Below are 22,551 nucleotides of genomic sequence, written 5' to 3'. Positions count from 1 at the left end.
TTCCTGCTCCTCGTCATTTATTTTGAATACCCTATAGATGGGAGGGTTTTTCCATATTTCAAGTTTTACCTGTCCTTAGCCGATATACCTTTAAACATAAAAGGTTTTCATCTGACAGACCTCGTGGTAACTTAGCGCCATAAGCTTCATGAGAATTCGACATTTAAGGCCTTAACGGCTTGATTAAAAATGAATGTCATGTAGCAAAACTACACCAATTCGGGGGAAGAAGTATGTCCGCTTTACGCGCCGCCGTGCTGCGGGCCAACCTATCATGATCATGATTTACGTATCCCTGGTATGGCACTGACCGCACAGACAGAATCCGATCTGATTCATCAGCTACTCCACGCCATGGATGGAGTTGCTGTCATTGCTTTTGATGCCAAGCTGCATATTCGCTATGCCAGCCCATACGCCCTCCAGATTCTCAGCCTCAAATCCCTGTCACGCGCCAAGCTTCCTGCCAGCATAGGTCAGCGCGTGCTGGCCGAACTACAAAAAAACAATCTCAAATTTACCCTGCAACATGCTGTCGGCAATGCGCTTAAAAGCTTTTGTGCCCAGATCGCAACACTGGAGCCGGCCACCGCTGGCGCCGACTATGTGCTTTACATGCAGGATGTCACCGAGCGCTTTGCCAACGAATACGAATTGCGCAGCATGCTCAACCTGCTGCGCAAGCTGATCGATGCCAGCCCCGACTATATCTGCCTGAAAGACGGTGCGGGCCGCTGGCTGCATGCCAATACCAGCGGACTGTCACTGCTGCATCTCAACGGCGTCAATACCCAGGGCAAGACCGACCGTGAGCTGGCTGAGCTTACCCATCCCAGTTTGCGTGATTTCATGCAGCATTGGCAGGCAGCGGATGAATATGTCTGGGAAACCGGCCAGCTGCTGCGGGAAGAAGAAACCGTGCCACTGCCCGGCGGTGACCGGGTGCTGGACGTGATCAAGGTGCCGTTGTTTCATGACGACGGCAGCCGCCATGGCATTGTCACCCTGGGGCGCGACATCACCGACCGCAAACAGGTTGAAAGCCAGCTGCGGCAGCGCAGCGCCATCCTGGATGCCCTGATCTCCTGCGACTGGCTGCTGCACTCCTCGGAGTCCTGGCAAAAGGTAGCCGTCGGCGTGCTGGAACTGCTGGGGCTGGCCGCCCATGCCAGCCGGGCAGCCTTGCTGAAAAACAGCAGCGACATTGAGGCCGAAGCGCCTATTTCTGAACTACTGCATCACTGGAATGCACCTGGCTTCAAGCCACTGAGCGATGGCTACCACTGCATTGATTACCTGGGAGATGGCTGCAGCCGCTGGTTGAACATCCTGCAGCAAGGCAGTCCGATTTTCGGCAATGCCGATGACTTCCCCCCGGGCGAGCGCCGCTTCCTGCTGAATCATGATAGCCAGTCCTTCGTGATCATCCCGATTTTCGTGCATGCCCACTGGTGGGGCGTGATCATGATAGAGCGCGATCATGCGGCGGCTACCGTCACCTCGCAGGAGCTGGGGGCGCTGATGTCCATTGGCCGCTCGTTCGGCGTGGCGATTCAGCGCGAATCTTCCGACCACCGCTTGCACCAGGCCAAAATCGCCTTTGAAAGCACGGCAGAAGGCATTTTCATCACCGATGACCAGCTACGCACCATCGCCATCAACCAGGGCTTTACCGACATTACCGGCTACACCGAAGACGATGTGCTGGGCAATATCCCCAACGTGCTGGAAGCCGATCTGAAAAAACCCGAGCCCCACCGCGAGATATGGAAGGCCCTGACACGCGAAGGCCGCTGGCGTGGCGAATTCTGGAATAAGCGCAAGAACAATGAGCAGTATGCCGAGTGGGTGACGCTCACCGCCGTCAATAACGAAGAAGGCAAAGTGATCAACTATGTCGGTGTGTTTGCCGATATCAGCGAGATCAAGCACTCACAAAGCCGGCTGAATGAACTGGTGAATCGCGACCCGCTCACCGGCCTGCCCAATCGCCGCCTGATGCATGAACTGCTGGACCATGCCATCAAATATGCCGAGCGCGAGCAGAATGAGATTGCCCTGCTGTTTGTGGATCTGGACCGTTTCAAGGCCATCAACGACACCCTGGGCCATCAGATGGGCGACAAGCTGCTGTTTGAGGTATCGCAACGCATACGCGCCGCCGTGCGCGACAGCGATGCGGTCGCCCGGCTGGGCGGCGATGAGTTTATCGTCATGATGGATGTGCTGCGCGAACGCGAGGATGCCGCCAAGGTCGCCAAGAAGATCATCAGCAGCCTGCAGAATGAATTCTTGATTGATGGTCGCGAGCTGTTTATCAGCGCCAGTGTCGGCATCTCGGTTTATCCGGACGACAGTCTGGATGTGGATGGGCTGATCAAGGCGGCCGACATCGCCATGTATCAGGTGAAAAACAAGGGCAAGAACAACCATTGCTTCTATTCCGCGGACCTGAGCCAGAACGCGGTGGAACGCTTTACCCTGGAAAACCAGCTGCGGCGCGCGCTGGCACGGGATCAGTTTGAAGTGTACTACCAGGCCCAGGTCTCGCTGGAAACCGGCCGCATCATCGGCGCCGAGTCGCTGATCCGCTGGATACACCCGGAGCTGGGCGTGGTATCGCCCGCCAAATTCATCCCGCTGGCAGAGGAAACCGGGCTGATCATCCCCATCGGCGAGTGGGTATTGCGGCAATCAGCCCTGCAGGTAAAGGAGTGGCACGACCAGGGATTTGATATCGACTGGGTGTCGGTCAATGTCTCCGGCGTGCAGATACAGCGCAGCAATTTTGCCGATACCGTGTACGGCATTCTGGTGGAAACCGATTGCGAATCGCATCTGCTGGAGCTGGAGATTACCGAGAGCACCGTCATGCACAACACGGAGTATGTGATTGATGTGTTTGATCGCATCAAGCATCTGGGTGTGCGGCTGGCAATCGACGACTTTGGCACTGGCTACTCGTCGCTCTCCCACCTCAAGCGCTTGCCGCTGGACAAGATCAAGATTGATCAGTCGTTTGTACGCGACCTGCCTAATAACAGCGATGACGCCGCGATTGCCACCGCCATCAATGCCATGGCGCAGAGCCTGGGCTTTACCGTGATTGCCGAGGGGGTAGAAACCCGGCAGCAAGCCAGCTTTTTAAAGAAAATAGGGTGCCAGCAGGGCCAGGGGTATCTGTACAGCCGCCCGGTCACTGCCAGCGAATTCACTGCGCTCTTGCGAGCAGAACAACTCAACAATAAAAAATGAATCCGCAACAAAATCATTTCATCGATGTGAACCAGCTGAGGGTGGGGCTTTATGTCCACCTGGATCTCGGCTGGATGGACCATCCTTTTACCTTCAGCAATTTCAAGCTCAAGGATGAAGAGCAGATCGCCACCATCAAAAAGGTCGGCCTCAAGCGCTTGCGCTATGACCCCAACCGTAGCGATTGCGACCCATTGCCCTTGCCTGAACCCATCATGTCGCCCCGCGGCCCTTTGGTAGAGCCAAGTACAGAAGAGTTGCCCTCCGACAGACACCATCCTGACTCGGCCCAGCGCCTGCAACAGTTGCAGCACGCGCTGGATGAAAGCGAAAAGAAATTCCTGGCCGCCGCCAATGTGGCCAAACAGGTAACGCGCAATATCCTCACGCAAACCCAGACCTCCATGCAACAGGCCACCGCGCTGATTGAAGGCATGGTGGATTCCGTGCTGGGCGAAAGCGATGTGGCCATTTATGCCATGAGTGGCAACCGTTCGGGGGATGAGCACTTCAACCATCCGCTAAATGTGACGACGCTGGCGCTGATGATGTCCAAATCCATGGACATGTCGGAGGAACATGCGCGTACTCTCGGCCTCGCTGCCCTGTTTCACGATATCGGCAAAATAGAGATTCCCAACCGCCTGCTGATGAAAACCGAGCCGCTGACCAAGTCCGAGCAATCCTTCATGGAACAGCACAGTGAAATCGGCGCGCGCATTGCCAAACAGTGCGGCATGTCCGCCGAGGTGGTGGAACTGATACTGCACCATCATGAATGTGCCGATGGCACCGGTTACCCCAAGCGCCTCAAGATGAGCGACACCTCGCTGCTGGCGCGCCTGCTCGCCATCGTTAATGTCTACGACAATCTGTGCAACCCGGCACTCACCGTCAAGGCGCTGACGCCCTATGAAGCGCTGGCACACATGTTTGCCCACCAGCGCAGCAAGTTCGATGAAAGCCTGCTGAAACGCCTGATCAAATGCCTGGGCGTTTATCCGCCAGGCAGCGTAGTGCAACTTTCCACCGGGCTGCACGGCATCGTGGTCTCCGTCAACATGGACAAGCCCTTGCGTCCCTTTGTCATGGTGCATGACCCGGCATCGCAAACCGAGGAAAGCCAGCTGATCGACCTGCGCGATGACCCCAGCCTCAATATCAGCCTCTGCCTCAAACCATCGCAACTGCCAGACGATGCGATGCAGTTTCTCAAGCCGCGCAAGCGCCTGAGCTATTTCATCAGCCAGGATAACCAGACCACCACCTAGGTTATTACTCAGTCGGCATGGCTCATCCGCAATGCGCGTTAATATCAAAACGGCGGCGAGTGCTGATGCACTGGCCGCCGTTGTTTCGTCAGGCTTGAGATCACCCTGCCGCCAAGGTCTGGCTAGAAATCCACGCTAAGGCCCACGTTGACGGAGCGCCCCATCCCGGCCACAGGACCAATCGCCCCTTGCCCGCCATTGGCATTCCAGTTGGCATAATCAGCCCCGCCCAATGGCAGGTAGTAGAACTTGTCGAACAGATTGGTGACGCCAAGATCCAGCCGCGCCTTTTTCCATTGATAGCCTGTGCGCAGGTTCACCAAGGTGTAGCCTGCGGTTTTGGATTCAAAGCGCACGCTATCCACCGCGGTCTTGCTGTCTACCAGTTGCAGGTCCACGGCATTGCTCCAGGCACCAAGGCGCTGCTCCAGCGAGGCTTTGAACTGCAGCGGCATGATGTGATAGAGATCGTCGCCATGGCTGACACGCTCGCCGCGAGTCCAGCCCAGTGAGCCACTGACACGGCCCTGGCCAAAGCGCGCGTCATCCCAAAGACTGCGCTTGAATGCGGCCTCCACCCCATAAAACTGGGCATCCTGATTCTGGAATTGCAGCAGAGCACGCGGCACGCCGTTGGCCAGATTGAAAGTGCCGATGCGATTCACGCCGATGTAATCCTGCACATAGGTGTAATACGGCGTGAGCTTGAGCTCCCATTGCGCCTGTGCGGCATCGTGCAGATTGAGCGTGGTACTGAGGGTATTGGCGGTTTCCGGCTTGAGGTCGGGGTCTCCCACATAGCCATTGGCATCGCCAAACCAGCCTATCATGGTCATGGCCATGGTGCCGCGGCCCCAGGAGTAGCGTTCATACAGGCTGGGCGCCCGGTTTTTGCGTGCATAGCCGAACTCCACACTGGCAGTGTTGCTGGCGATATAGGTCGCCATGGCGGTGACGTCAACATTCTGGTCGGTACGCGAACGATTGCCGGCATTGAAGGCCTGGGCGGCCGCCGTGTCGGTGGCATTCATCATGCCGCCATAGGATTGCACCTCACCGGTGCTGGTGTGGACCACATCCTCGCGCAGGCCCAAAAGCGTGCTCCACTGACTGCTCCAGCTGGAGGCCACCTCGGCATAGACGGCCATGCGATCGCGGCGGCCATTGTTGATATTCACATAGGTCTGCGGGCCCATCATCATGCTGCCAGGCACGGCAGGCCAGAAATCATCCAGCTTCTGGCGGTGGGCTTCGTTACCGATGCGCAGGGTATGGATGGCATCCAGCGGCACCGTGGCCTTGACGCTGTAGCCCATGTCTTCGCCCTTGGTTTTCATGGGCATGGTGCCGGTCTTCTCGTTCGAGAAGAAGCCCATCTCGTGATTCACATTCTGCCAGTAGATGCGGGTATCCAGATCGCCCCAGGCAAACTTGCGGCTATAGCCGATATTGATGGCATCAGACTGGTTATTGATCAGGTCCATGTATTGATTCACATAGCCCTGGAACGGCACATCCTGATGGGTGAGCTTGACGGTCAGCAGCTGGTCTTCGCCGCGCACGGCAACATTGACGGTTTGCGTACGCCGGTCAAATTGGGTGGAGCGTACCTTGTTGCCGCGGCCATCTTCGTAACTGCCCGCGCGGTCTATGGTGCCGGTAAAGTCCAGGCTCAGGCTGTCATTGGCAACAGAGGCGCTGAGGGCGGTACTGAAGGCATTGTTATTGCTGCGATAGAGGCTGGAGAAACGGCCCTGCGTCACCAGCGCCTCGCCATTTTCGGCAAACACCGGGGCGGGTGACGTCAGCAGGATAGTCCCGGCGATGCTGTCGCCACCCTGGCTAACCGGGGTGATCCCTGCCAGTACGCTGGCGTTCGCCACGGTGGCCGGGGAAACATACGACAAGGGGGAATTCATGTGATTGCCACAGGCAGCGGTCACCTCGGCGCCATCCACCAGAATCCTGATGCGCTCATCATTGAGCCCGCGGATCACTGGCAAGACTGACACTCCGCCCGACTGGTAAAACTGCAGGCTGCCCTCGGTCGCCAGCACTTCGACCATATCCGCACTGTTGAGCGGACGGGCCCGCACAGGCTCGCTGTCTTTTTTGGCATCGACCACCACCTCGGGCAGTTTCACTGTCGCTTCTTCTGCGTGCAGCTTGGTGCAGCTCATCGCGCTGATGGCGACCGCCACCGCGTAGGGCAGATGTTTCATGCGGATTGCTTGTTTCATAGGCTCCCTGTCTTTCTCAATATCGCATGCCCGCAAGCGCAGGCTCATGTTGCGCAGGCATTCTAGCGAAGCCGGTGAAATTGAAAATGCGACATGATGTCGCAGGCGTCGATGAATCAAGGGCGAGGGAAATGGCGCGAATTCAATGCGCGAAGAAGCCATGGGGAAATGTCAGGACGACGAACACGGGGAAGCATCCCATCAGAAGGACGCACTGACCATTGAGGGATACAGGCTAGGGCAGGCTGCGGCCCCAGTTGTCCAGCCAGTCCTTGGCAGGTCTGCCGCTGATGGCCTGCACGTTGTGCCGGGCATCGTAAAAATAGGTGCGCGGCAGTTCGCCATACCAGGCGGGATCCAGTTGGTAGCGCAGGCGATCAGCATCATTCCCGGCAAATTGCCAACGGGAATGGGCTGGCAAAGCCAGCGCATCCATGAATGTTGCGGCTTCTGTTGCCTGACCGATATCGGTATTCACCGTGACCAAAGTGACGTGCGGATGCTGCCTGACCCAGGCGCCCAGCGTGCGCAGGTCCTCGGCGCAATAGGCGCAATCAAGGGACCACAAGGCAAGAATGAACGGTTTGCGGGCGTATTGCTGCTCAAGGGCGCGACGGCTGTCCCCTTGCCAGGGCTGGAAGTCGGCGGCCATGGCCCAGCGGCTGCCTGCCATGGATACAACGATTAGGATGCCTATCAACGCAATCTCCCGCGCCATGCCATGAGTAGCACGGCCACGAATGACTGCCAAGTCGCCCATGCTCACGGCGCCGTCTCCAGCGACTTCAGTAGCAGGCCATCGCGTGCGGTATTCCAGGCCAGATAGACCTGCGTGCCACGCATGAGCAGCATGGGGTAATCAGCACTGCCTGCGGTGTTGAACATGGCTTCGGCCTCGCCCCAGCTGCGGCCACCATCTTGCGAGCGCATCAGATAAAGTCGGCTGCCGTCGGTTTCCATCTCGCGCCAGGCCAGCCATACCGCATCGCCGCGGCTGATCAGCGCGGGATGCCCCGCCTGCTTGCTGCCATCGCCTATGCGTTTGGCGGGAGAAGACACCCAGGCTTCGCCGTCCATGCGGGCGTAAAACAGGCCGGGCATTTTTTCGCGATTATGCGTGCCACCGTCAAACCAGGCCATGTGCCAGCCCCAGTCGCCACCTTGGGCCAGCGCCGGGCCATGGTGTGGGCAGGCATCTATCTGCCAGTTGCCAAAGCTGGCGCGCTTGATGGCATCGGCAGAGACGGACTTGGTATTGAAGCGGGCAATGGCATGGTCACGTACGCCACCCTCAAACACATGCCGCCATAGCGCCACGGCATCGCCCGAGCCATCCTCCGGTGTCACCAGCGCAATGCGGCAACACTCACAACTGCTATCGGCCAGCTTGCGCTCGGCAGCAAAACTGGCGCCACCATCGTCCGATACCGCGTAATAGATTGCGGCGCCCGCATAGGGTTTAGCCGCGGCTTGCGCCGCCAGCAGATCACGCTTGTCCACCCAGGCAACGTAGAGCCTATCTTCCGATTGTCCCGGCATGCGAGTGACGGCCAGCGCATCAAAGCGGTGGGTAATCTCGGCCCGGTCCTGATGCACGATAAACGGTGGCTCAAAGCGCTTGCCGCCATCCACCGAGCGGGCAAACCAGATATAGCCGGTATAAGGTTTTTGCAGGGCTTGTGTCCAGGTGACATAGAGCTGGCCTGCGCTACCGAGGGCGAGCTTGGGTTTGGCATCGCCATCCACGCCGATTTTCTGCACGTCAGGATTCACCACGCGCGGCGTATCAAAATGCTGGCCGTTATCACGGGAGCTATCGACCAGCACATGGCCGTCTTTTACCGAGGCACGCCACAAGGTCCCTTGCGCATCAAAAACTAACGAGATGGCGAGAGGCGCTGCCGCAGCGCCGTGATCATGCCCTTCGTGGGCAAGGGCAAGACTAGTCGCCAGCAGTGCTGGCAAACCCAGCAAAAACAATACCATCGCCCGGCAACTTGCCGGTAAAACCATCAGCATGCGCATGCAAATCCATTATCAGTAATCAAACTTGAGTTGGGCAAAGGCCGTGCGTTGCGGATAGGGGTGAAACACATAGGCCTTGTCGTTGTTGAGATTATCGATGCCCAGGGCCGCTGTCCAGCGGTCAGCAAATTTGTAGGCCATGCGCACATCCACAAAAAAGAAATGGCTGGCGCCGCCATAGGTATCGGGGTTGCTGTCGCTGTTGTCGAGGTAGGTGTACTGGCGACCGCTGTAGCGCAATGCCAGGCTATAGGTAAGCGCCTGCCCCTGATGATAGGTCGCCACTGCTTTGGCTACGGCATTGGGGATGCGCGGCGGGCGATTGCCTTCGGTATCTGGGTTGGCGCTGTTGCGCAAAATTTCCGCTTCGGTCATGGTCAGGCTGCCACCCAGGTCCAGCCCGTGAACAAACACATCCTGCCATTGCGTGGCGAGCTCAATGCCACGGGTACGCACCAGGTCCACATTCTGGATAAAGCTACAGGTGGCGCTGCCACAGGCACTAACCCCGTTAGTAACGGTTTGCGAGATCAAGGCATCGTGCTTGTTTTCCTGAAACAGGGTGGCACGCAGATAGCCTTTGGCAAAGCGCCGCTCGGCAGAAAGCTCGGCCGACAGCACCCGCTCGGGCTGCAAGTCAGGATTCCCCTGCACCAGGTTGCTGCCACTGGTAATGCTCTGGAACAGCTCGCTCACCGTAGGAAAGCGATAGGCACGCCCCAGGGCGGCGTTAAATCCCCAGGCGGGCGCCGGCTCAAAGCTCAGGGCCAGCTTGGGCGAAAATGCGTGCTCCTGCATATCTGCGTAATCGCTGGTTTGCAGGCTACCGCCCACCGTGGCCTGATTCTGCCCATTCCATGCGCGCCAGTATTCATAGCGCCCCCCCGTTGTCAGCTTCCAGCGTGGGGCCAAACGCCAGGCGTCCTGTACATACAGTGCCTGCGTCATGGTGTCGCCGCGCGAAGCACTGTTGCGTGTGGTGGTGGTAGCGCTGCTCCAGTCGCTGGCGTTATCCGTCACGCTGCGCAAGGCGTAGTGATCAATGTGGTAGCCCACATCCAACTGATGGGCACCTTTGCTTAAAGTGCCCTGGGCATCAGCGGCCGTCCAGCCGGTACCCTGCATGTCCTGCACTGTTCCCACGCTGCTCAGGGTGGGATTGGACGCTGTCGAGGTACGGCTTTCATCGCGGTTGTAACGGTAATCAGAAAGGCCGAGCTGCCATTGCCAGCCGCCATCCGCCTTCGATTGCAACTGCAAGGCCTGCATGAGATGCACGCTGTTGGAAGCCGTGGGGTTGAGGCCACGCACGCTGTAAGTATTGCCGCCGATGCTGACGTTACCGTTGTAAAACGCCGCGCCGCTGGCGGTGCGCAGATAGCTGTCCACCCGGGTATCGGAATCCAGCTGCCACAGGCCCACGGTATAACGCGCCTGCAGGCTGGGGCTGATGTCATAGGCCAGCTTGAGCTTCAGGTTATCCTGCACCGAGTGGTCTATGCCATAGGCGCCAAACACCAGGCGGGAAACGCCTTTTTCGCTGACATCACGATACGCGCCGGTCACCGCTGTGCCTGCACCACCCGTGGTGGCAGTTGCCACGGCAAATTGCATGGGCTGGCCCCAGGTATCCAGATGATCCACGCCCAGCCAGAAAGAAAGGTCGTTGATGCGATTACCGACGGAAGCGCTGGCATGCTTGCCCTCGTTGTTCTGCTGGGTGCCGTAGAGATCGAAACGTTGCATGAACCATTGCATGTTGGCATGCGCTTCAAATTTTTGCGGCATGCGCGTCTGGATATTCACCACGCCGCCCATGGAATTCCCCGCATAAAGCGAGGAGTACGGTCCGTACATGACATCCACCTGCTGGATTTCTTCCGGCGACACCGTGCCCCAGCGCGGCGGATAGGCGTAGGAATTGCCCAGCAGGTTGGATAGCAGAATGCCATCGGCATACAGCAGTGTCTGCGCGCTGGAAAGGGTACCCGCCGTACGGCTGGCGATAATGCCGTTGCGGTCACCAATATAGCGCTCGCGCACTTGCAGGCTGGGCAGGTATTTAATGGTTTCGGCGGCAGTGGCGGCGTTGGTGGTCTCGGCAATCTGTTGCGCGGTCACGCTTTCAATCACGGCGGGTGCGCGCTGGTTGCTGTCGGTTACACTGCGCGTAGCCGTCACCTCCAGCGGGTCCAGCACCACGGTTTCGTTATGGTCGGCATGTGCAGGCCCCGCTCCAATGGCCAGGGCCGCGCAGACGAGCGAGTGAGTGATGCAGGCAGTTGTTTTCATGCCCGAAATTGTAGGGTCTGCCACACGCCGCCACCATGCGACATGTTGTCGCACCCATCGCCCTCTGGCCCACATACAGCAAGCCCGCTGTGGCAATTTGCCGCAGCGGGGCGCTGGCAACTTGGGTTAGAATCCCCGGCATGTTCGCGTCCACATCATCCTCGCTTGCCACCAGCACCAATCTACGCCGCCTGCTCAGGCTGCGACTGGTCATGACCGTGGTGCTGGGCGCCGCCGCTGCCATAGCCATGCTGTATTACGATGTGGCGCTGCCCATGCATACCGTGGTGGGCGCCATGCTGCTGATGTTGATGCTGAATGGCATGACTTGGTGGCGTTTGCGTCACCCCATGCCGGTATCCGACATTGAATTATTGATGCAGCTGCTCCTGGATATGGGCGTGCTCACTGTGCTGTTTTACAAGGCGGGCGGCTACACCAACCCCTTTGTCTGGATGTATCTGCTGCCGCTCATTGTCGCGGCCGTCGCCCTGCCCTCCCGCTTTGTCTGGCTGATCGCCTCACTGGCAATTGGCTGCTACAGCAGCCTGATGTTCTGGTATCAGCCGCTACCTTCGGCCATGCCGACCATGATGCCAGGCATGGACATGTCCAAGATGGATATGGACATGCACATGATGCACATGCATGCCAGCCAGAGCGGATTCAGCGTGCATCTGGTCGGCATGTGGGCAGGCTTTGTGGTGTCTGCCAGTGTCATCGCCATTTTTGTCGAACGCATGGCACGCAGCCTGCGCGAGTATGATCGATTGATGGCAGAAGCCCGGGAACAGGCACTGGAAAGTGAGCGCATGCTCGCGCTCGGTGCCCTGGCAGCCGGGGCTGCACATGAGCTTGGCACACCACTCGCCACCATGGCGGTGGTCACCGAGGAGCTACGGCAAACCCATACAGATAATGCCGAGCTGACAGAATCGCTGGAGCTGTTGCGCAAGGAGATCACGCGCTGCAAGGGCATTTTGTCTTCGCTCTCTGGCTCGGCGGGCGAGTTGCGTGCCGAGGCAGGGCTGAGTCGTCCGCTGGATGCGTTTTTGCAGGATACCTTCAGCCGTTGGCAGGATATGCGCCCCGCCATTCCGCTGGCGCTGGATCTGCAAGGCAGTAACCCCGCGCCGCAGATTGTGGCTGATCGCGCCCTGGGGCAGGCGATATGCAACCTGCTGGATAATGCGGGCGATGCCTCGCCGGATGGCATCAGCGTGAACGCCCGCTGGCGGGCCGATTGGCTGGATTTGCAGATCGCCGATAATGGCCCGGGGCTGAATAGTGTGGCGCAAGCACGGCTGGGCGAGCCGGGATTCACCACCAAGGCGGCAGTGCATCTGGAATCCAGCATGCACACCTCCGCAGACAGGGAAAGCGTGGGCGGCCTGGGGCTAGGTGTGTTTCTGGCTAAATCCGTGATTGAGCGCCTGGGTGGTCAACTGCAATTCAGCAACCGTGAACAGGGCGGCACGCTCACCAGCGTCAGCCTGCCCCTGAAAAGGCTGTTACCCGCATGACCAATATGGACGAACTCCCCAGCCTGCTGCTGGTGGACGACGACGAAACCTTTACCCAGGTACTGGCGCGCGCCATGACGCGGCGCGGCTTTGCCGTCAGCGTGGCGCACGATGCGGCACAAGCCATTGCCATGGCAGCCGAAAATCCGCCCGAATATGCCGTGCTGGACCTCAAGATGCCTGGCGACTCCGGTTTGACGCTGATACGGCATCTGAAAGCACTGGATGAAGAAACCCGCATCGTCGTGCTGACCGGATATGCCAGCATTGCGACAGCCGTTGAAGCAGTCAAGCTGGGCGCGACCTACTATCTGGCAAAACCCGCCGATGCCGATGAAATCATGCAGGCGCTGCACCGCAAGGAAGCGGACGAGCATATCCCGCTGGCTGCCAATCCATTATCGGTAGACCGCATGGAATGGGAACATATACAACGCGTGTTGAAAGAACATGACGGCAATATCTCGGCCACGGCGCGCAGTCTCAACATGCACAGGCGCACCTTGCAACGCAAATTGAACAAACACCCGACCAGGCAATAAGCGGCTTGTATTACCGATAAATATATCAAAAATAAACCATTGATATATTTAATTTATACACTCCAAAATAAGGCCAAATTAATAACCATATTTAAAAAAGGCCTATTATAATAACCCTGGCCAAACTACTATGCTGAATGATGAAAAACCGCTGGATATCGCATCTGTCGTCACTCAAGGCTAACCGCCAATATAGTCGTCTGGCCATAGAGATTACGGTGATCCTGGTCGCCAAAATCGTCCTGCTTTATCTGCTGTGGTGGGCCTGTTTTTCTCACCCCATTGCCAAGCAGGACAGGCAGGCGGCGGTCACCCGCATAATAATGAATACCTCAAAATAGGAGTCATGCGATGCTACCCTCGGCTGAAGTCGTCGATCTTTCCAGGCTGCAATTTGGCGCCACCGCACTCTACCACTTCCTGTTTGTCCCTCTCACCCTCGGGCTTTCCTGGATGCTGGTGATCATGGAATCCGTATACGTGATGACCGGTAAGCAGGTATACCGCGACATGACTAAATTCTGGGGCAAGTTGTTCGGCATCAACTTTGCCATGGGGGTCACCACAGGCATCACCATGGAATTCCAGTTTGGTACCAACTGGGCGTACTACTCGCATTATGTCGGTGACATTTTCGGCGCGCCGTTGGCGATCGAGGGCCTGATGGCTTTCTTCCTGGAGTCCACGTTTGTCGGCCTGTTTTTCTTCGGCTGGGATCGTCTAAGCAAAAAGCAGCATCTGGTCGTTACGTTCCTGGTGGCATTGGGTTCCAATCTGTCTGCACTGTGGATCCTGATTGCCAATGGCTGGATGCAGAACCCGGTGGGCGCTGAATTCAACTTTGAAACGATGCGCATGGAGATGACGAATTTCGCGCATCTGCTGTTCAACCCCGTAGCCCAGGTCAAGTTCGTGCATACCGTGGCGGCCGGATACACCACTGCCGCCATGTTCGTACTGGGCATCTCATCGTGGTATCTGCTGAAAAAGCGCGATACCGCATTTGCCTTGCGCTCGATCGCAGTCGCCTCCGGATTTGGCCTCGCTTCCATCCTGTCGGTGATTATTCTGGGCGATGAATCCGGCTATGCCACCGGCGAAGTGCAAAAGGTAAAACTGGCCGCCGTGGAAGCCGAATGGCATACCGAACCGCCACCGGCCTCCTTCACCCTGTTTGGCCTGCCCAACCAGAAAGAAGAACGCACTGATTACGCCGTCAAGATACCCTACGTGATGGGCATCATCGCCACCCGCTCGCTGGATGAGCCGGTGACAGGTCTGGTAGATATCAAGCGCGAAAACGAAGACCGCATCCGCAACGGCATGGTGGCATACGCGGCCTTGCAGAAACTGAAGAGTGGCGATACCAGCGCCGAAGCCGTTGCCGCGTTTAACGCCGTGCGCGATGACCTGGGCCATGGCCTGCTGCTGAAGAAATACACACCGAATGTGGTCGATGCGACAGATGAGCAAGTGAAGCTGGCGGCCGCCGATACCATTCCGAATGTATTTGCGCTGTTCTGGAGTTTCCGCATCATGGTGGGCCTGGGCGTGCTGATGCTATTCATGCTGGGGGCTGCATTTTATTACTCGGCCAAACGCACCATTGCCAGCAAGACCTGGCTGCTGCGTCTGGCCGTGGTCGCGATCCCCGTGCCATGGATTGCCGCCGAAATGGGTTGGATAGTAGCCGAGATGGGCCGCCAGCCATGGACCATTTCCGGCATTCTGCCCACACATCTGTCGACCTCGTCGCTGAACCCGGGTGAACTCTACTTCAGCATTGCCGGCTTTATTGGCTTCTACACCCTGCTTCTGCTGATCGAGTTGTTCCTGATGTTCAAGTACGCGCGACTTGGGCCTTCCAGCCTGCATACCGGTCGCTATCACTTTGAAGTTTCATCGCGTGCTACTGCTTAAGGAAAAATCATGAGCGAGATCATCGACTATCAAACCCTCAAGCTGGTCTGGTGGCTGTTTGTGGGCGTACTGCTGATTGGCTTTGCCATCATGGATGGCTTTGACATGGGCGTGACTACCTTGCTGCCCTTTCTGGGAAAAACCGACGACGAGCGTCGTGTCATCATCAACTCGGTCGGCCCGGTATGGGAAGGCAACCAGACCTGGCTGATTACCGCAGGCGGCGCCATTTTTGCCGCATGGCCGCTGGTGTATGCTGCGGCGTTCTCCGGCCTGTATGTAGCTTTGCTGCTAGTGCTGTTTGCCCTGTTTTTCCGGCCGGTAGGCTTTGATTACCGCAGCAAGATGGAAAGTCCGGCCTGGCGCAATGGCTGGGATTGGGCCTTGTTTGTCGGCGGCTTTGTACCATCCCTGGTGTTCGGCGTAGCCTTTGGCAATCTGCTGCTGGGCCTGCCCTTCCATTACGACGACACACTGCGCTCGTTTTATACCGGCAGTTTCTGGGCGCTGCTCAACCCATTTGCCCTGCTCTGCGGTCTGGTCAGTCTGACCATGCTGTTGATGCACGGCGCCATCTACCTGCAATTGCGCACCGAGGGTCCCGTGCAAAAGCGGGCTGCACGTGCGGCCCGCATCAGCGGCATCGCGTGTGCCATTCTGTTTGCGTTGGCAGGCCTGTGGCTGGCCGCCGGGATTGAAGGTTACAGACTGCTGCAAATTCCAGACGTCAATAGCGCCATCAACCCGCTACACAAAACAGTTGAAAAAGTCGCCGGAGCGTGGCTCAGCAATTACAGCACCTATCCCTGGATGATGTTGGCACCTGCCGTCGGCTTTGCGGGCATTGCACTGGCCTTGCTGGGTGCGGCCAAAAAATGGGAGCGCTGCGCCTTTGTCTTCAGCAGCCTGGCGCTGGCAGGGATCATCCTCACGGCCGGGTTCTCCATGTTTCCATTCATCATGCCGTCCAGTACCGACCCGGTGAGCAGCCTGACCTTGTGGGATGCCGTCTCCAGCAAGAAAACCCTGGGCATCATGTTTGTGGTGACCCTGATCTTCCTGCCACTGATCCTGATCTATACCTCCTGGGTATTCCGCGTATTGCGCGGCAAGATCACGGTACAGCATATTCGCGATAACTCGCATACAGCCTACTAAGGAGCACGCACATGTGGTATTTCACCTGGATACTGGGCGTCGGACTGGCGCTGGCATTTGGCATCATCAATGTCATGTGGCTCGAATCCGAGCTGCCATTTGAAGAGCAGGACACTGAATAGCTAATCAGGTCTGCCGTTTCAATTCATCACTGGATTCATCTCCGCTGTGGGCGGTTTCTCTAGTAGAAACCGCCTTCTTTTTTTATAGTCGGCAGGGTAGGGTTTTATTGATCAGTTTTACTTATTGATAGCATCAAAACAATCAACTTCAGATATCAGAAAACTTTCATTACTATGGCACCCATACCAAGGCGCCACCGCCAGGTTATCAACCCAGACAAGGAGAATGTAATGAGCAAAGACATCTTGACCACCTCAGCCGGTGCTCCCGTACCCGATGACAACAACAGCATCAGCGTAGGGGCACGTGGCCCACTGACCTTTGACAATCACTACCTTTTTGAAAAGCTGGCCCACTTTAACCGTGAGCGTATCCCCGAGCGCGTAGTGCATGCCCGCGGCACCGGCGCTTACGGCACCTTCACCTTGAGCAAAAGCCTCAAGGATTACACCATCGCCAGCTTCTTGCAGGATGTGGGGCAAAAGACCGAAGTATTCTTGCGCTTCTCTACCGTAGGTGGCGGTCAGGATTCCAGCGACTATGCGCGTGATCCCCGAGGCTTTGCCGTGAAGTTTTACACACCGCAAGGCAACCTGGATATTGTGGGCAACAATACGCCCGTGTTCTTTTTGAATGACCCGATCAAGTTTCCGGACTTCATCCACAGCCAGAAAAAAGACCCGCGCACCAATTTGCCCAATCCAGCCAATGCCTTCGAATTCTGGGCCAATCATCCCCAATCCTTGCATCAGATGACCATCCTGATGTCGGACCGTGGCATCCCGGCTTCGTATCGCCACGTGCACGGCTTCAGCTCACACACGCTGAGCTTCTGGAACAAGGATGGCCAGCGCTACTGGATCAAGTGGCACTTCAAGACCAATCAGGGCATCAAAACCCTGACCAATGAAGAAGCCGCCAAGATGCCAGCGTTTGGTGCCCAGCAGGATCTGGTGGATGCGATTGATCGCGGTGATTTCCCCAGCTGGACAGTGAAATTGCAGATCATGTCGGAAGCAGAAGCAAAGGGTTATCACATCAACCCGTTCGACTTGACCAAGATCTGGCCGCACAAGGATTTCCCCTTGATCGAGATTGGTCAGCTGGAATTGAACCGGAATGTACGCAACTACTTTGCCGAAACCGAACAAGCCGCCTTCGCCCCCAGCAATCTTGTGCCTGGTGTAGGCGCTTCGCCGGACAAGATGTTGCAAGCCCGCTTGCTGGCGTATCAGGATGCACATCGCTACCGCGTGGGTGTTAACGCCAACCAGTTGCCGGTAAATGCCCCGCGTTGTCCGGTCAACCATTACCAGCGCGATGGCGCCATGGCCGGCATGGGTTGCCCGGCACATGGTCATGAAAACGTCTTCCTCGGTTCGCCGAATTTCTACCCGAATGACCGTGCAGCCGAAGGTGCACCAGTACCCGCAGCGGAATTTGCGCCACCGCCGATGCCGGTATTGGAACAGGCATGGATTGGCTACCACGACCAGAGCCAGGAAGACTATTACACGCAGGCCGGTGACCTCTTCCGCTTGATGAACGACGATCAGAAGCAACAGTTGTTCAACAACATTGCCGGCGGTTTGTCGCAAGCCAATGCGGATATTCAGGCCCGTGTACTGGCCCAGTTTGAAAAGGCCGACCCGGCTTATGCTGCTGGCGTGAAAAAGGCGATTGCTGCTATTTCGTAATTCTTCGCCATGAAAAAGCCCCTCATCCTTTTGGAATGAGGGGCTTTTTTTTGCCTCGGCAATGCTTGGATGCCGGGGCAGAAAGCTTACTCAAGGCAGATAGCGCGTTTTGCAGGTTTTTTTGCTTTCATCACAAAGCGTAGCCGACTTGAGGGATTCACGATAAAGCTTGGCATGCGCCGCATCGATCCCCCATAGCGAACTTTGCTTCTCGGCTTCGGATTGCGGGCGCCAGCTGTATTGCACTTTGTAAATGAAATTCTTGCTTTCGTAAAAAGCGACGAAAGCGCCCTCCCCCAGCGGGGCATTTTCGGACGGTTTTCCACAATATCCCCCGCCGAGTGCAGAATAAAGGCCGTTGGCCGTCGTGGTACGCATGGTGATCTCCTCATATCCCGCACATGAGCTAGACAAGCGCTTGACCATGCCTATCAATGCCACGTCCGCCACCTTGAGTTTTGCATCGCGAATTTCCTTCATGGTCTGAGCCGATGGATAGGGTTTTCGGACAATCGAAAGATGCCCCGTTTTCCATGTCTCGACATCCTCCCCAGCCGGCGCGTACTCCACAAAATATTCACCCGTGGAATCACCTTCCATCCAGACAATATTCCAGCCAGGCGGTGGCGTCACATCCAACCGCTCGCCTTTGACATTGAACGGCATGCCAGCCACAGTATCCGCGAGAGCAGGCTCGACCATCTGAAGATGGATGGAAAAAACCAACATTACGAGAAAAATTATCCTGATCATTGAGAGCAAGTTCCTTCCACTTTGTCGATAAGCTTGGTTTGCGGGTTAATGGTGACTTGAAGGTCGTTTTTTGCTTGCCTAACATCTTCGTTATCCTGCCAACCAAAGACGACGGAGCCTTTGCTAAGGCTCACAAAATAAGGATCCCCCATGAGCTTTACCACTTCGTCCTGTGTCATTCCCACCTGCACTTTTTTTCCATCAGCACAGTTGATATAAGGCGCGATAGCGCAAGAGGTTTGCAAAAACAGAATGGCGATATAAAAATAAAATCTAAGTCGGAGGCCTCCAAGAGGTATCAAGCTCTAACTCCATGTCATAACGATTGTTTCAATTTGCGGAATTGTGATTTCAAGACTGCATCATTTATTGGAACACCAGACTATTGCATACTGTCCCACATCAGGTTGTGCCGTTCGGCACAGCCTCTTCTGTTTTATAACAATTCTGCGGAGGTTATCCCCATGGCAAAAGCAATCGGTTATGCCGCTTACGATCCCAAGAAGCCGTTGGCCCCTTTTAGTTTCGAGCGTCGCGAGGTAGGCGCCAATGACGTCGAAATCGAGATTCTGTTTTGCGGTGTTTGCCACTCGGATTTGCACCAGGTGCGGGATGAATGGGGCAATTCGACTTTCCCCATGGTGCCGGGACATGAGATTGTGGGCCGTGTGACCAAGGTCGGTAGCGCCGTCACCAAGTTCAGGGCGGGGGATCTGGCTGGTGTTGGCTGTCTGGTGGACTCTTGCCGCAGTTGTCCGGATTGCGAAGACAGTCTGGAGCAATACTGTAACCACGCGGTTTTTACCTACAACTCGCCGGACAAGCAAATGCCCGGGCAATCCACCTATGGCGGTTACTCCAACCTGATCGTGGTGGAGCAGCGTTTTGTGCTGAAGGTGTCGGAAAAACTGGACCTGGCAGCGGTCGCGCCTTTGCTGTGTGCTGGCATTACCACCTATTCCCCCCTGCGCAACTGGAAGGTCGGCCCTGGTCAAAAAGTCGGTGTGGTCGGCCTCGGTGGATTGGGGCACATGGCCGTGAAGTTTGCGCATGCCTTTGGCGCTCACACCGTGCTCTTCACTACCTCGGCCAGCAAAGTGGAAGATGCGAAGCGCCTGGGCGCGGATGAAGTCGTGATCTCCAAGAACCCGGAAGAAATGGCCAAACACGCGCAGAGTTTTGATTTCATTCTGAATACGGTCGCCGCACCACACGATCTGGACCAATACACCTCCCTGCTCAAGCGCGATGGCACGCATTGCCTGGTAGGCGTGCCGGATAGCCCTCACCCGACGCCGAACATTGGCAACCTGATCTTCAAACGCCGCTCTCTGGCGGGCTCGCTGATTGGCGGTTTGCGCGAAACCCAGGAAATGCTGGACTTCTGCGCCGAGCACAATATCACCTCGGATATCGAGCTGATCAACATGCAGGACATCAACAATGCATTTGAACGCATGTTGAAGAGCGATGTGAAATACCGCTTTGTGATTGATCTAGCCAGCCTGAAACAGGCCGCCTGATAAAAAAAACGATGCATTACCCGCCCCCGCCGCCCTGCGTCGGGGGCTTTTTATTATCTGCCAGACATTCAGGTACACTGGCGACTCATTTGATACACAGGACAACATCATGGCCGGTAGCAGCTTGCTCACCCTGATCGACGACATTGCCACCATACTGGATGACGTTTCCGTCATGACCAAGGTAGCCGCCAAGAAAACCGCAGGGGTACTGGGCGATGATCTGGCACTCAATGCCCAGCAAGTAGCGGGAGTCAAAGCTGACCGCGAACTGCCCGTGGTGTGGGCCGTGGCCAAGGGCTCCTTCATCAACAAGCTGATACTGGTGCCAACCGCGCTGTTGATCAGCGCTTTTTTGCCCTGGGCCATTACGCCCTTGCTGATGCTGGGCGGCGCATTTTTATGCTTTGAAGGGTTTGAAAAGCTCGCGCACAAATTCCTGCATGGCGCCGAAGATGAGACCAGGCACGCCGCACAAGTGCAGGCACTCAGCGATCCGGCGGTCGACATGGTGCGTTTTGAGCGTGACAAGATCCAAGGCGCAGTGCGCACCGACTTTATCCTGTCAGCAGAAATCATTGTCATCACACTGGGCACCGTGGCGGGTGCCACACTTGCCAAGCAAATCTCGGTACTGACAGGCATCGCCATCATCATGACGGTCGGTGTGTATGGCCTGGTAGCGGGCATCGTCAAACTGGATGACGGCGGCCTCTATCTGGCCCAGCGGCGCGGAAAAACATTATTAGCCGCGTTAAGCCGTGGCCTGGGTCGCTTGCTGCTGGCAGGCGCACCATGGCTGATGCGTACGCTTTCCGTCGTCGGTACGGCGGCAATGTTCATGGTAGGCGGTGGGATTCTGGCGCATGGCTTGCCATGGCTGCACCACATTGCGGCAGATGTACAAAGCACGGTGAGTGCCTCTGCAGGCAATGTCGTTGCCTTGCTGGCGACGATTGCACTTGATGCCTTGATCGGCATCGTGGCAGGTGGATTGATTGTGCTGCTGGTGACCCTTATCCAGCGGCTGATACGCCGCAGGTAGCCTGCTGGCAAAGGCGGTAGCCGGAACTCCGGAGAGAAGGTCTGGAGTGCCCTCAGCCCTGAACGGGGTGCAAAGGCTCGAAGCTTAGCGAAGCAGAGTTGATGCAATAGCGCAGCCCGGTAGGTTTCGGGCCATCGGGGAACACATGTCCGAGATGCGCATCGCACACATTGCAAATCACCTCGGTGCGTATCATGCCGTGGCTGATGTCGCGTTTTTCACGCACATTGGCCGGATCCAGCGGCTCAAAATAGCTGGGCCAGCCACAGCCCGCATCAAACTTGGTATCCGATGCAAAAAGGGGCGTATCACAGCATACACAGCGATATACCCCAGGCTCAAAGCGAAACGCATATTCGCCGGTGCCCGGGCGCTCGGTGGCGGCCTGGCGGGTGACTTCATATTGCAATGGCGTCAGTTGGGCGCGCCATTCCTCATCGGTTTTGATGACGGTTGCCATGATGTTCTCCTCACGATCAGCCTGACGCTTGGCCATCAGGGTTTCGATCAGTTTTAACCGAAGCGCTGTTCGAGCCATGGGTCCGCCTCGTTATGATATCCACGCACTTCCCAGAAACCGGGACGGTCTTCGGCATGCAGTTCAATGGCCTTCAGCCACTTTGGGCTCTTCCAGGCATAGCGTTTGGGCACAACCAATCGTACCGGCCCACCATGCTCGATACTCAGCGGCTGACCAAACACGCTGTGGGCAATGATCACATCATCATCCAGCAAAGCTTCCAGCGGCAGGTTGGTGGTATAGCCATCGTAGCAATGCAAGGTCACAAAGCCTGCCTCGGGCAAAGGCCCTGCCTGCAGCAACAGTTCGCTGGCCGAGATACCAGCCCATTCCATATCCAGTTGTGACCAGCGGGTAACGCAGTGAAAGTCCGACACGTCTTCCACCTGCGGCATGGCCTGATAGGCCGTCCAATCCAGTGTGATGTCGTTCTGCACCAGGCCAAACACCCGCAATGACCACTCCTGCAATGGGATTTCAGGCTGGATGCCCAGATCAAGCACGGGAAAATTCCTGACCTCGGTCTGCCCGGCAGGAATACGCGCGTTGGCGCTGACCTTGCCCGGCTTTTGCAAACCACGCTGGGCGACGGCGACTTTGGCAGCGATCAGTTTTTCCCAATCCGGCATGTAATGGCTCCTGTGGACTAGCCCGCCCGGGGCCT

General features: G+C 56.9%; 19 protein-coding genes. 11 read left to right on the top strand and 8 right to left on the bottom strand.

Annotated elements, in window-relative coordinates:
• The first annotated feature begins 300 nt into the window (after positions 1–300).
• Both LG203_RS01765 and LG203_RS01760 read left to right on the top strand, forming a co-directional pair.
• Entirely contained in the window at positions 301–3,255 is a 2,955-nt protein-coding gene (locus tag LG203_RS01765) for an EAL domain-containing protein (protein ID WP_230344225.1), read from the top strand.
• Positions 3,252–4,526: an HD-GYP domain-containing protein gene (locus LG203_RS01760; RefSeq protein ID WP_230344224.1), complete on the top strand. Its 1,275-nt coding sequence runs from the start codon at positions 3,252–3,254 to the stop codon at positions 4,524–4,526. Before LG203_RS01765 ends, LG203_RS01760 begins: the two co-directional genes overlap by 4 nt.
• Positions 4,527–4,648: 122 nt before the next feature.
• Here LG203_RS01760 and LG203_RS01755 read toward each other — a convergent pair whose 3' ends face one another.
• The 4 genes from LG203_RS01755 to LG203_RS01740 form a co-directional block, all read right to left on the bottom strand.
• Complete coding sequence (locus LG203_RS01755) at positions 4,649–6,766, bottom strand: TonB-dependent receptor (RefSeq protein ID WP_230344223.1); 2,118 nt, start codon at positions 6,764–6,766, stop codon at positions 4,649–4,651.
• Between the two features lie 235 nt (positions 6,767–7,001).
• On the bottom strand, positions 7,002–7,526 hold the full coding sequence (locus LG203_RS01750; RefSeq protein WP_230344222.1) for a thioredoxin domain-containing protein: 525 nt from the start codon (positions 7,524–7,526) through the stop codon (positions 7,002–7,004).
• 2 nt (positions 7,527–7,528) lie between these two features.
• Positions 7,529–8,791: a sialidase family protein gene (locus LG203_RS01745; protein ID WP_407665333.1), complete on the bottom strand. Its 1,263-nt coding sequence runs from the start codon at positions 8,789–8,791 to the stop codon at positions 7,529–7,531.
• Between the two features lie 12 nt (positions 8,792–8,803).
• Positions 8,804–11,083, bottom strand: a complete 2,280-nt coding sequence (locus LG203_RS01740; protein WP_230344220.1) for a TonB-dependent receptor — start codon at positions 11,081–11,083, stop codon at positions 8,804–8,806.
• Positions 11,084–11,223: 140 nt separating this feature from the next.
• On the opposite strand from LG203_RS01740, the gene LG203_RS01735 reads away from it, so the two are divergent.
• From LG203_RS01735 to LG203_RS01705, 7 genes are all read left to right on the top strand, one after another.
• A complete protein-coding gene (locus LG203_RS01735; RefSeq protein ID WP_230344219.1) occupies positions 11,224–12,606 on the top strand; it encodes an ATP-binding protein in 1,383 nt (460 codons plus the stop codon).
• The gene (locus LG203_RS01730; protein ID WP_230344218.1) at positions 12,603–13,148 is read left to right on the top strand and encodes a response regulator transcription factor; all 546 of its coding nucleotides are present in this window, start codon (positions 12,603–12,605) and stop codon (positions 13,146–13,148) included. Before LG203_RS01735 ends, LG203_RS01730 begins: the two co-directional genes overlap by 4 nt.
• 137 nt (positions 13,149–13,285) lie before the next feature.
• Positions 13,286–13,489 carry a cytochrome oxidase putative small subunit CydP gene (gene cydP / locus LG203_RS01725; protein ID WP_230344217.1) on the top strand — a complete coding sequence of 68 codons (204 nt, stop codon included), beginning with the start codon at positions 13,286–13,288 and terminating at the stop codon, positions 13,487–13,489.
• A gap of 10 nt (positions 13,490–13,499) precedes the next feature.
• Positions 13,500–15,068, top strand: a complete 1,569-nt coding sequence (locus LG203_RS01720; protein WP_230344216.1) for a cytochrome ubiquinol oxidase subunit I — start codon at positions 13,500–13,502, stop codon at positions 15,066–15,068.
• Between the two features lie 9 nt (positions 15,069–15,077).
• Entirely contained in the window at positions 15,078–16,226 is a 1,149-nt protein-coding gene (gene cydB / locus LG203_RS01715) for a cytochrome d ubiquinol oxidase subunit II (RefSeq protein ID WP_230344215.1), read from the top strand.
• Between the two features lie 11 nt (positions 16,227–16,237).
• Positions 16,238–16,348 (top strand): cytochrome bd-I oxidase subunit CydX, encoded by a 111-nt coding sequence (cydX, locus tag LG203_RS01710; RefSeq protein ID WP_015829420.1) that lies wholly within the window; start codon positions 16,238–16,240, stop codon positions 16,346–16,348.
• Positions 16,349–16,579: 231 nt separating this feature from the next.
• Positions 16,580–18,046, top strand: a complete 1,467-nt coding sequence (locus LG203_RS01705) for a catalase (RefSeq protein WP_230344214.1) — start codon at positions 16,580–16,582, stop codon at positions 18,044–18,046.
• 90 nt (positions 18,047–18,136) lie between these two features.
• Here LG203_RS01705 and LG203_RS01700 read toward each other — a convergent pair whose 3' ends face one another.
• Both LG203_RS01700 and bamE read right to left on the bottom strand, forming a co-directional pair.
• Positions 18,137–18,775, bottom strand: coding sequence for a hypothetical protein (locus LG203_RS01700; protein WP_230344213.1), 639 nt, complete (start codon positions 18,773–18,775; stop codon positions 18,137–18,139).
• Between the two features lie 20 nt (positions 18,776–18,795).
• The gene (gene bamE / locus LG203_RS01695) at positions 18,796–19,101 is read right to left on the bottom strand and encodes an outer membrane protein assembly factor BamE domain-containing protein (RefSeq protein ID WP_230344212.1); all 306 of its coding nucleotides are present in this window, start codon (positions 19,099–19,101) and stop codon (positions 18,796–18,798) included.
• 162 nt (positions 19,102–19,263) lie between these two features.
• On the opposite strand from bamE, the gene LG203_RS01690 reads away from it, so the two are divergent.
• Complete coding sequence (locus tag LG203_RS01690) at positions 19,264–20,322, top strand: NAD(P)-dependent alcohol dehydrogenase (RefSeq protein ID WP_230344211.1); 1,059 nt, start codon at positions 19,264–19,266, stop codon at positions 20,320–20,322.
• A 109-nt stretch (positions 20,323–20,431) separates the two neighbouring features.
• Positions 20,432–21,367: a DUF808 domain-containing protein gene (locus LG203_RS01685; RefSeq protein ID WP_230344210.1), complete on the top strand. Its 936-nt coding sequence runs from the start codon at positions 20,432–20,434 to the stop codon at positions 21,365–21,367.
• A 52-nt stretch (positions 21,368–21,419) separates the two neighbouring features.
• Here the strand turns inward: LG203_RS01685 and msrB are convergent, their stop codons facing one another.
• Both msrB and LG203_RS01675 read right to left on the bottom strand, forming a co-directional pair.
• Positions 21,420–21,905 carry a peptide-methionine (R)-S-oxide reductase MsrB gene (gene msrB / locus LG203_RS01680; RefSeq protein WP_230344209.1) on the bottom strand — a complete coding sequence of 162 codons (486 nt, stop codon included), beginning with the start codon at positions 21,903–21,905 and terminating at the stop codon, positions 21,420–21,422.
• Positions 21,881–22,516: a sulfite oxidase-like oxidoreductase gene (locus LG203_RS01675; RefSeq protein ID WP_230344208.1), complete on the bottom strand. Its 636-nt coding sequence runs from the start codon at positions 22,514–22,516 to the stop codon at positions 21,881–21,883. The genes msrB and LG203_RS01675 overlap by 25 nt, the downstream gene beginning before the upstream one ends.
• Between the last annotated feature and the right edge of the window lie 35 nt (positions 22,517–22,551).

The sequence above is a fragment of the Methylovorus mays genome, from assembly GCF_020531915.1.
GTDB classification, from domain to species: Bacteria; Pseudomonadota; Gammaproteobacteria; order Burkholderiales; family Methylophilaceae; genus Methylovorus; species Methylovorus mays.
The sequence above is the reverse complement of the archived record's forward strand: the minus strand, read 5'-3'. Positions and strand labels throughout refer to the sequence as shown.

Coding starts and splice junctions, on each gene's coding strand:
- LG203_RS01685 (WP_230344210.1), top strand. CDS start 20,432: ATGGCCGGTAGCAGCTTGCTCACCCTGATCGACGACATTGCCACCATA.
- cydB (WP_230344215.1), top strand. CDS start 15,078: ATGAGCGAGATCATCGACTATCAAACCCTCAAGCTGGTCTGGTGGCTG.
- cydP (WP_230344217.1), top strand. CDS start 13,286: ATGATGAAAAACCGCTGGATATCGCATCTGTCGTCACTCAAGGCTAAC.
- LG203_RS01700 (WP_230344213.1), bottom strand. CDS start 18,775: ATGTTGGTTTTTTCCATCCATCTTCAGATGGTCGAGCCTGCTCTCGCG.
- msrB (WP_230344209.1), bottom strand. CDS start 21,905: ATGGCTCGAACAGCGCTTCGGTTAAAACTGATCGAAACCCTGATGGCC.
- LG203_RS01735 (WP_230344219.1), top strand. CDS start 11,224: ATGTTCGCGTCCACATCATCCTCGCTTGCCACCAGCACCAATCTACGC.
- LG203_RS01745 (WP_407665333.1), bottom strand. CDS start 8,791: ATGCGCATGCTGATGGTTTTACCGGCAAGTTGCCGGGCGATGGTATTG.
- LG203_RS01730 (WP_230344218.1), top strand. CDS start 12,603: ATGACCAATATGGACGAACTCCCCAGCCTGCTGCTGGTGGACGACGAC.
- cydX (WP_015829420.1), top strand. CDS start 16,238: ATGTGGTATTTCACCTGGATACTGGGCGTCGGACTGGCGCTGGCATTT.
- LG203_RS01675 (WP_230344208.1), bottom strand. CDS start 22,516: ATGCCGGATTGGGAAAAACTGATCGCTGCCAAAGTCGCCGTCGCCCAG.
- LG203_RS01705 (WP_230344214.1), top strand. CDS start 16,580: ATGAGCAAAGACATCTTGACCACCTCAGCCGGTGCTCCCGTACCCGAT.
- LG203_RS01750 (WP_230344222.1), bottom strand. CDS start 7,526: ATGGGCGACTTGGCAGTCATTCGTGGCCGTGCTACTCATGGCATGGCG.
- LG203_RS01765 (WP_230344225.1), top strand. CDS start 301: ATGGCACTGACCGCACAGACAGAATCCGATCTGATTCATCAGCTACTC.
- LG203_RS01755 (WP_230344223.1), bottom strand. CDS start 6,766: ATGAAACAAGCAATCCGCATGAAACATCTGCCCTACGCGGTGGCGGTC.
- LG203_RS01760 (WP_230344224.1), top strand. CDS start 3,252: ATGAATCCGCAACAAAATCATTTCATCGATGTGAACCAGCTGAGGGTG.
- LG203_RS01690 (WP_230344211.1), top strand. CDS start 19,264: ATGGCAAAAGCAATCGGTTATGCCGCTTACGATCCCAAGAAGCCGTTG.
- LG203_RS01740 (WP_230344220.1), bottom strand. CDS start 11,083: ATGAAAACAACTGCCTGCATCACTCACTCGCTCGTCTGCGCGGCCCTG.
- LG203_RS01720 (WP_230344216.1), top strand. CDS start 13,500: ATGCTACCCTCGGCTGAAGTCGTCGATCTTTCCAGGCTGCAATTTGGC.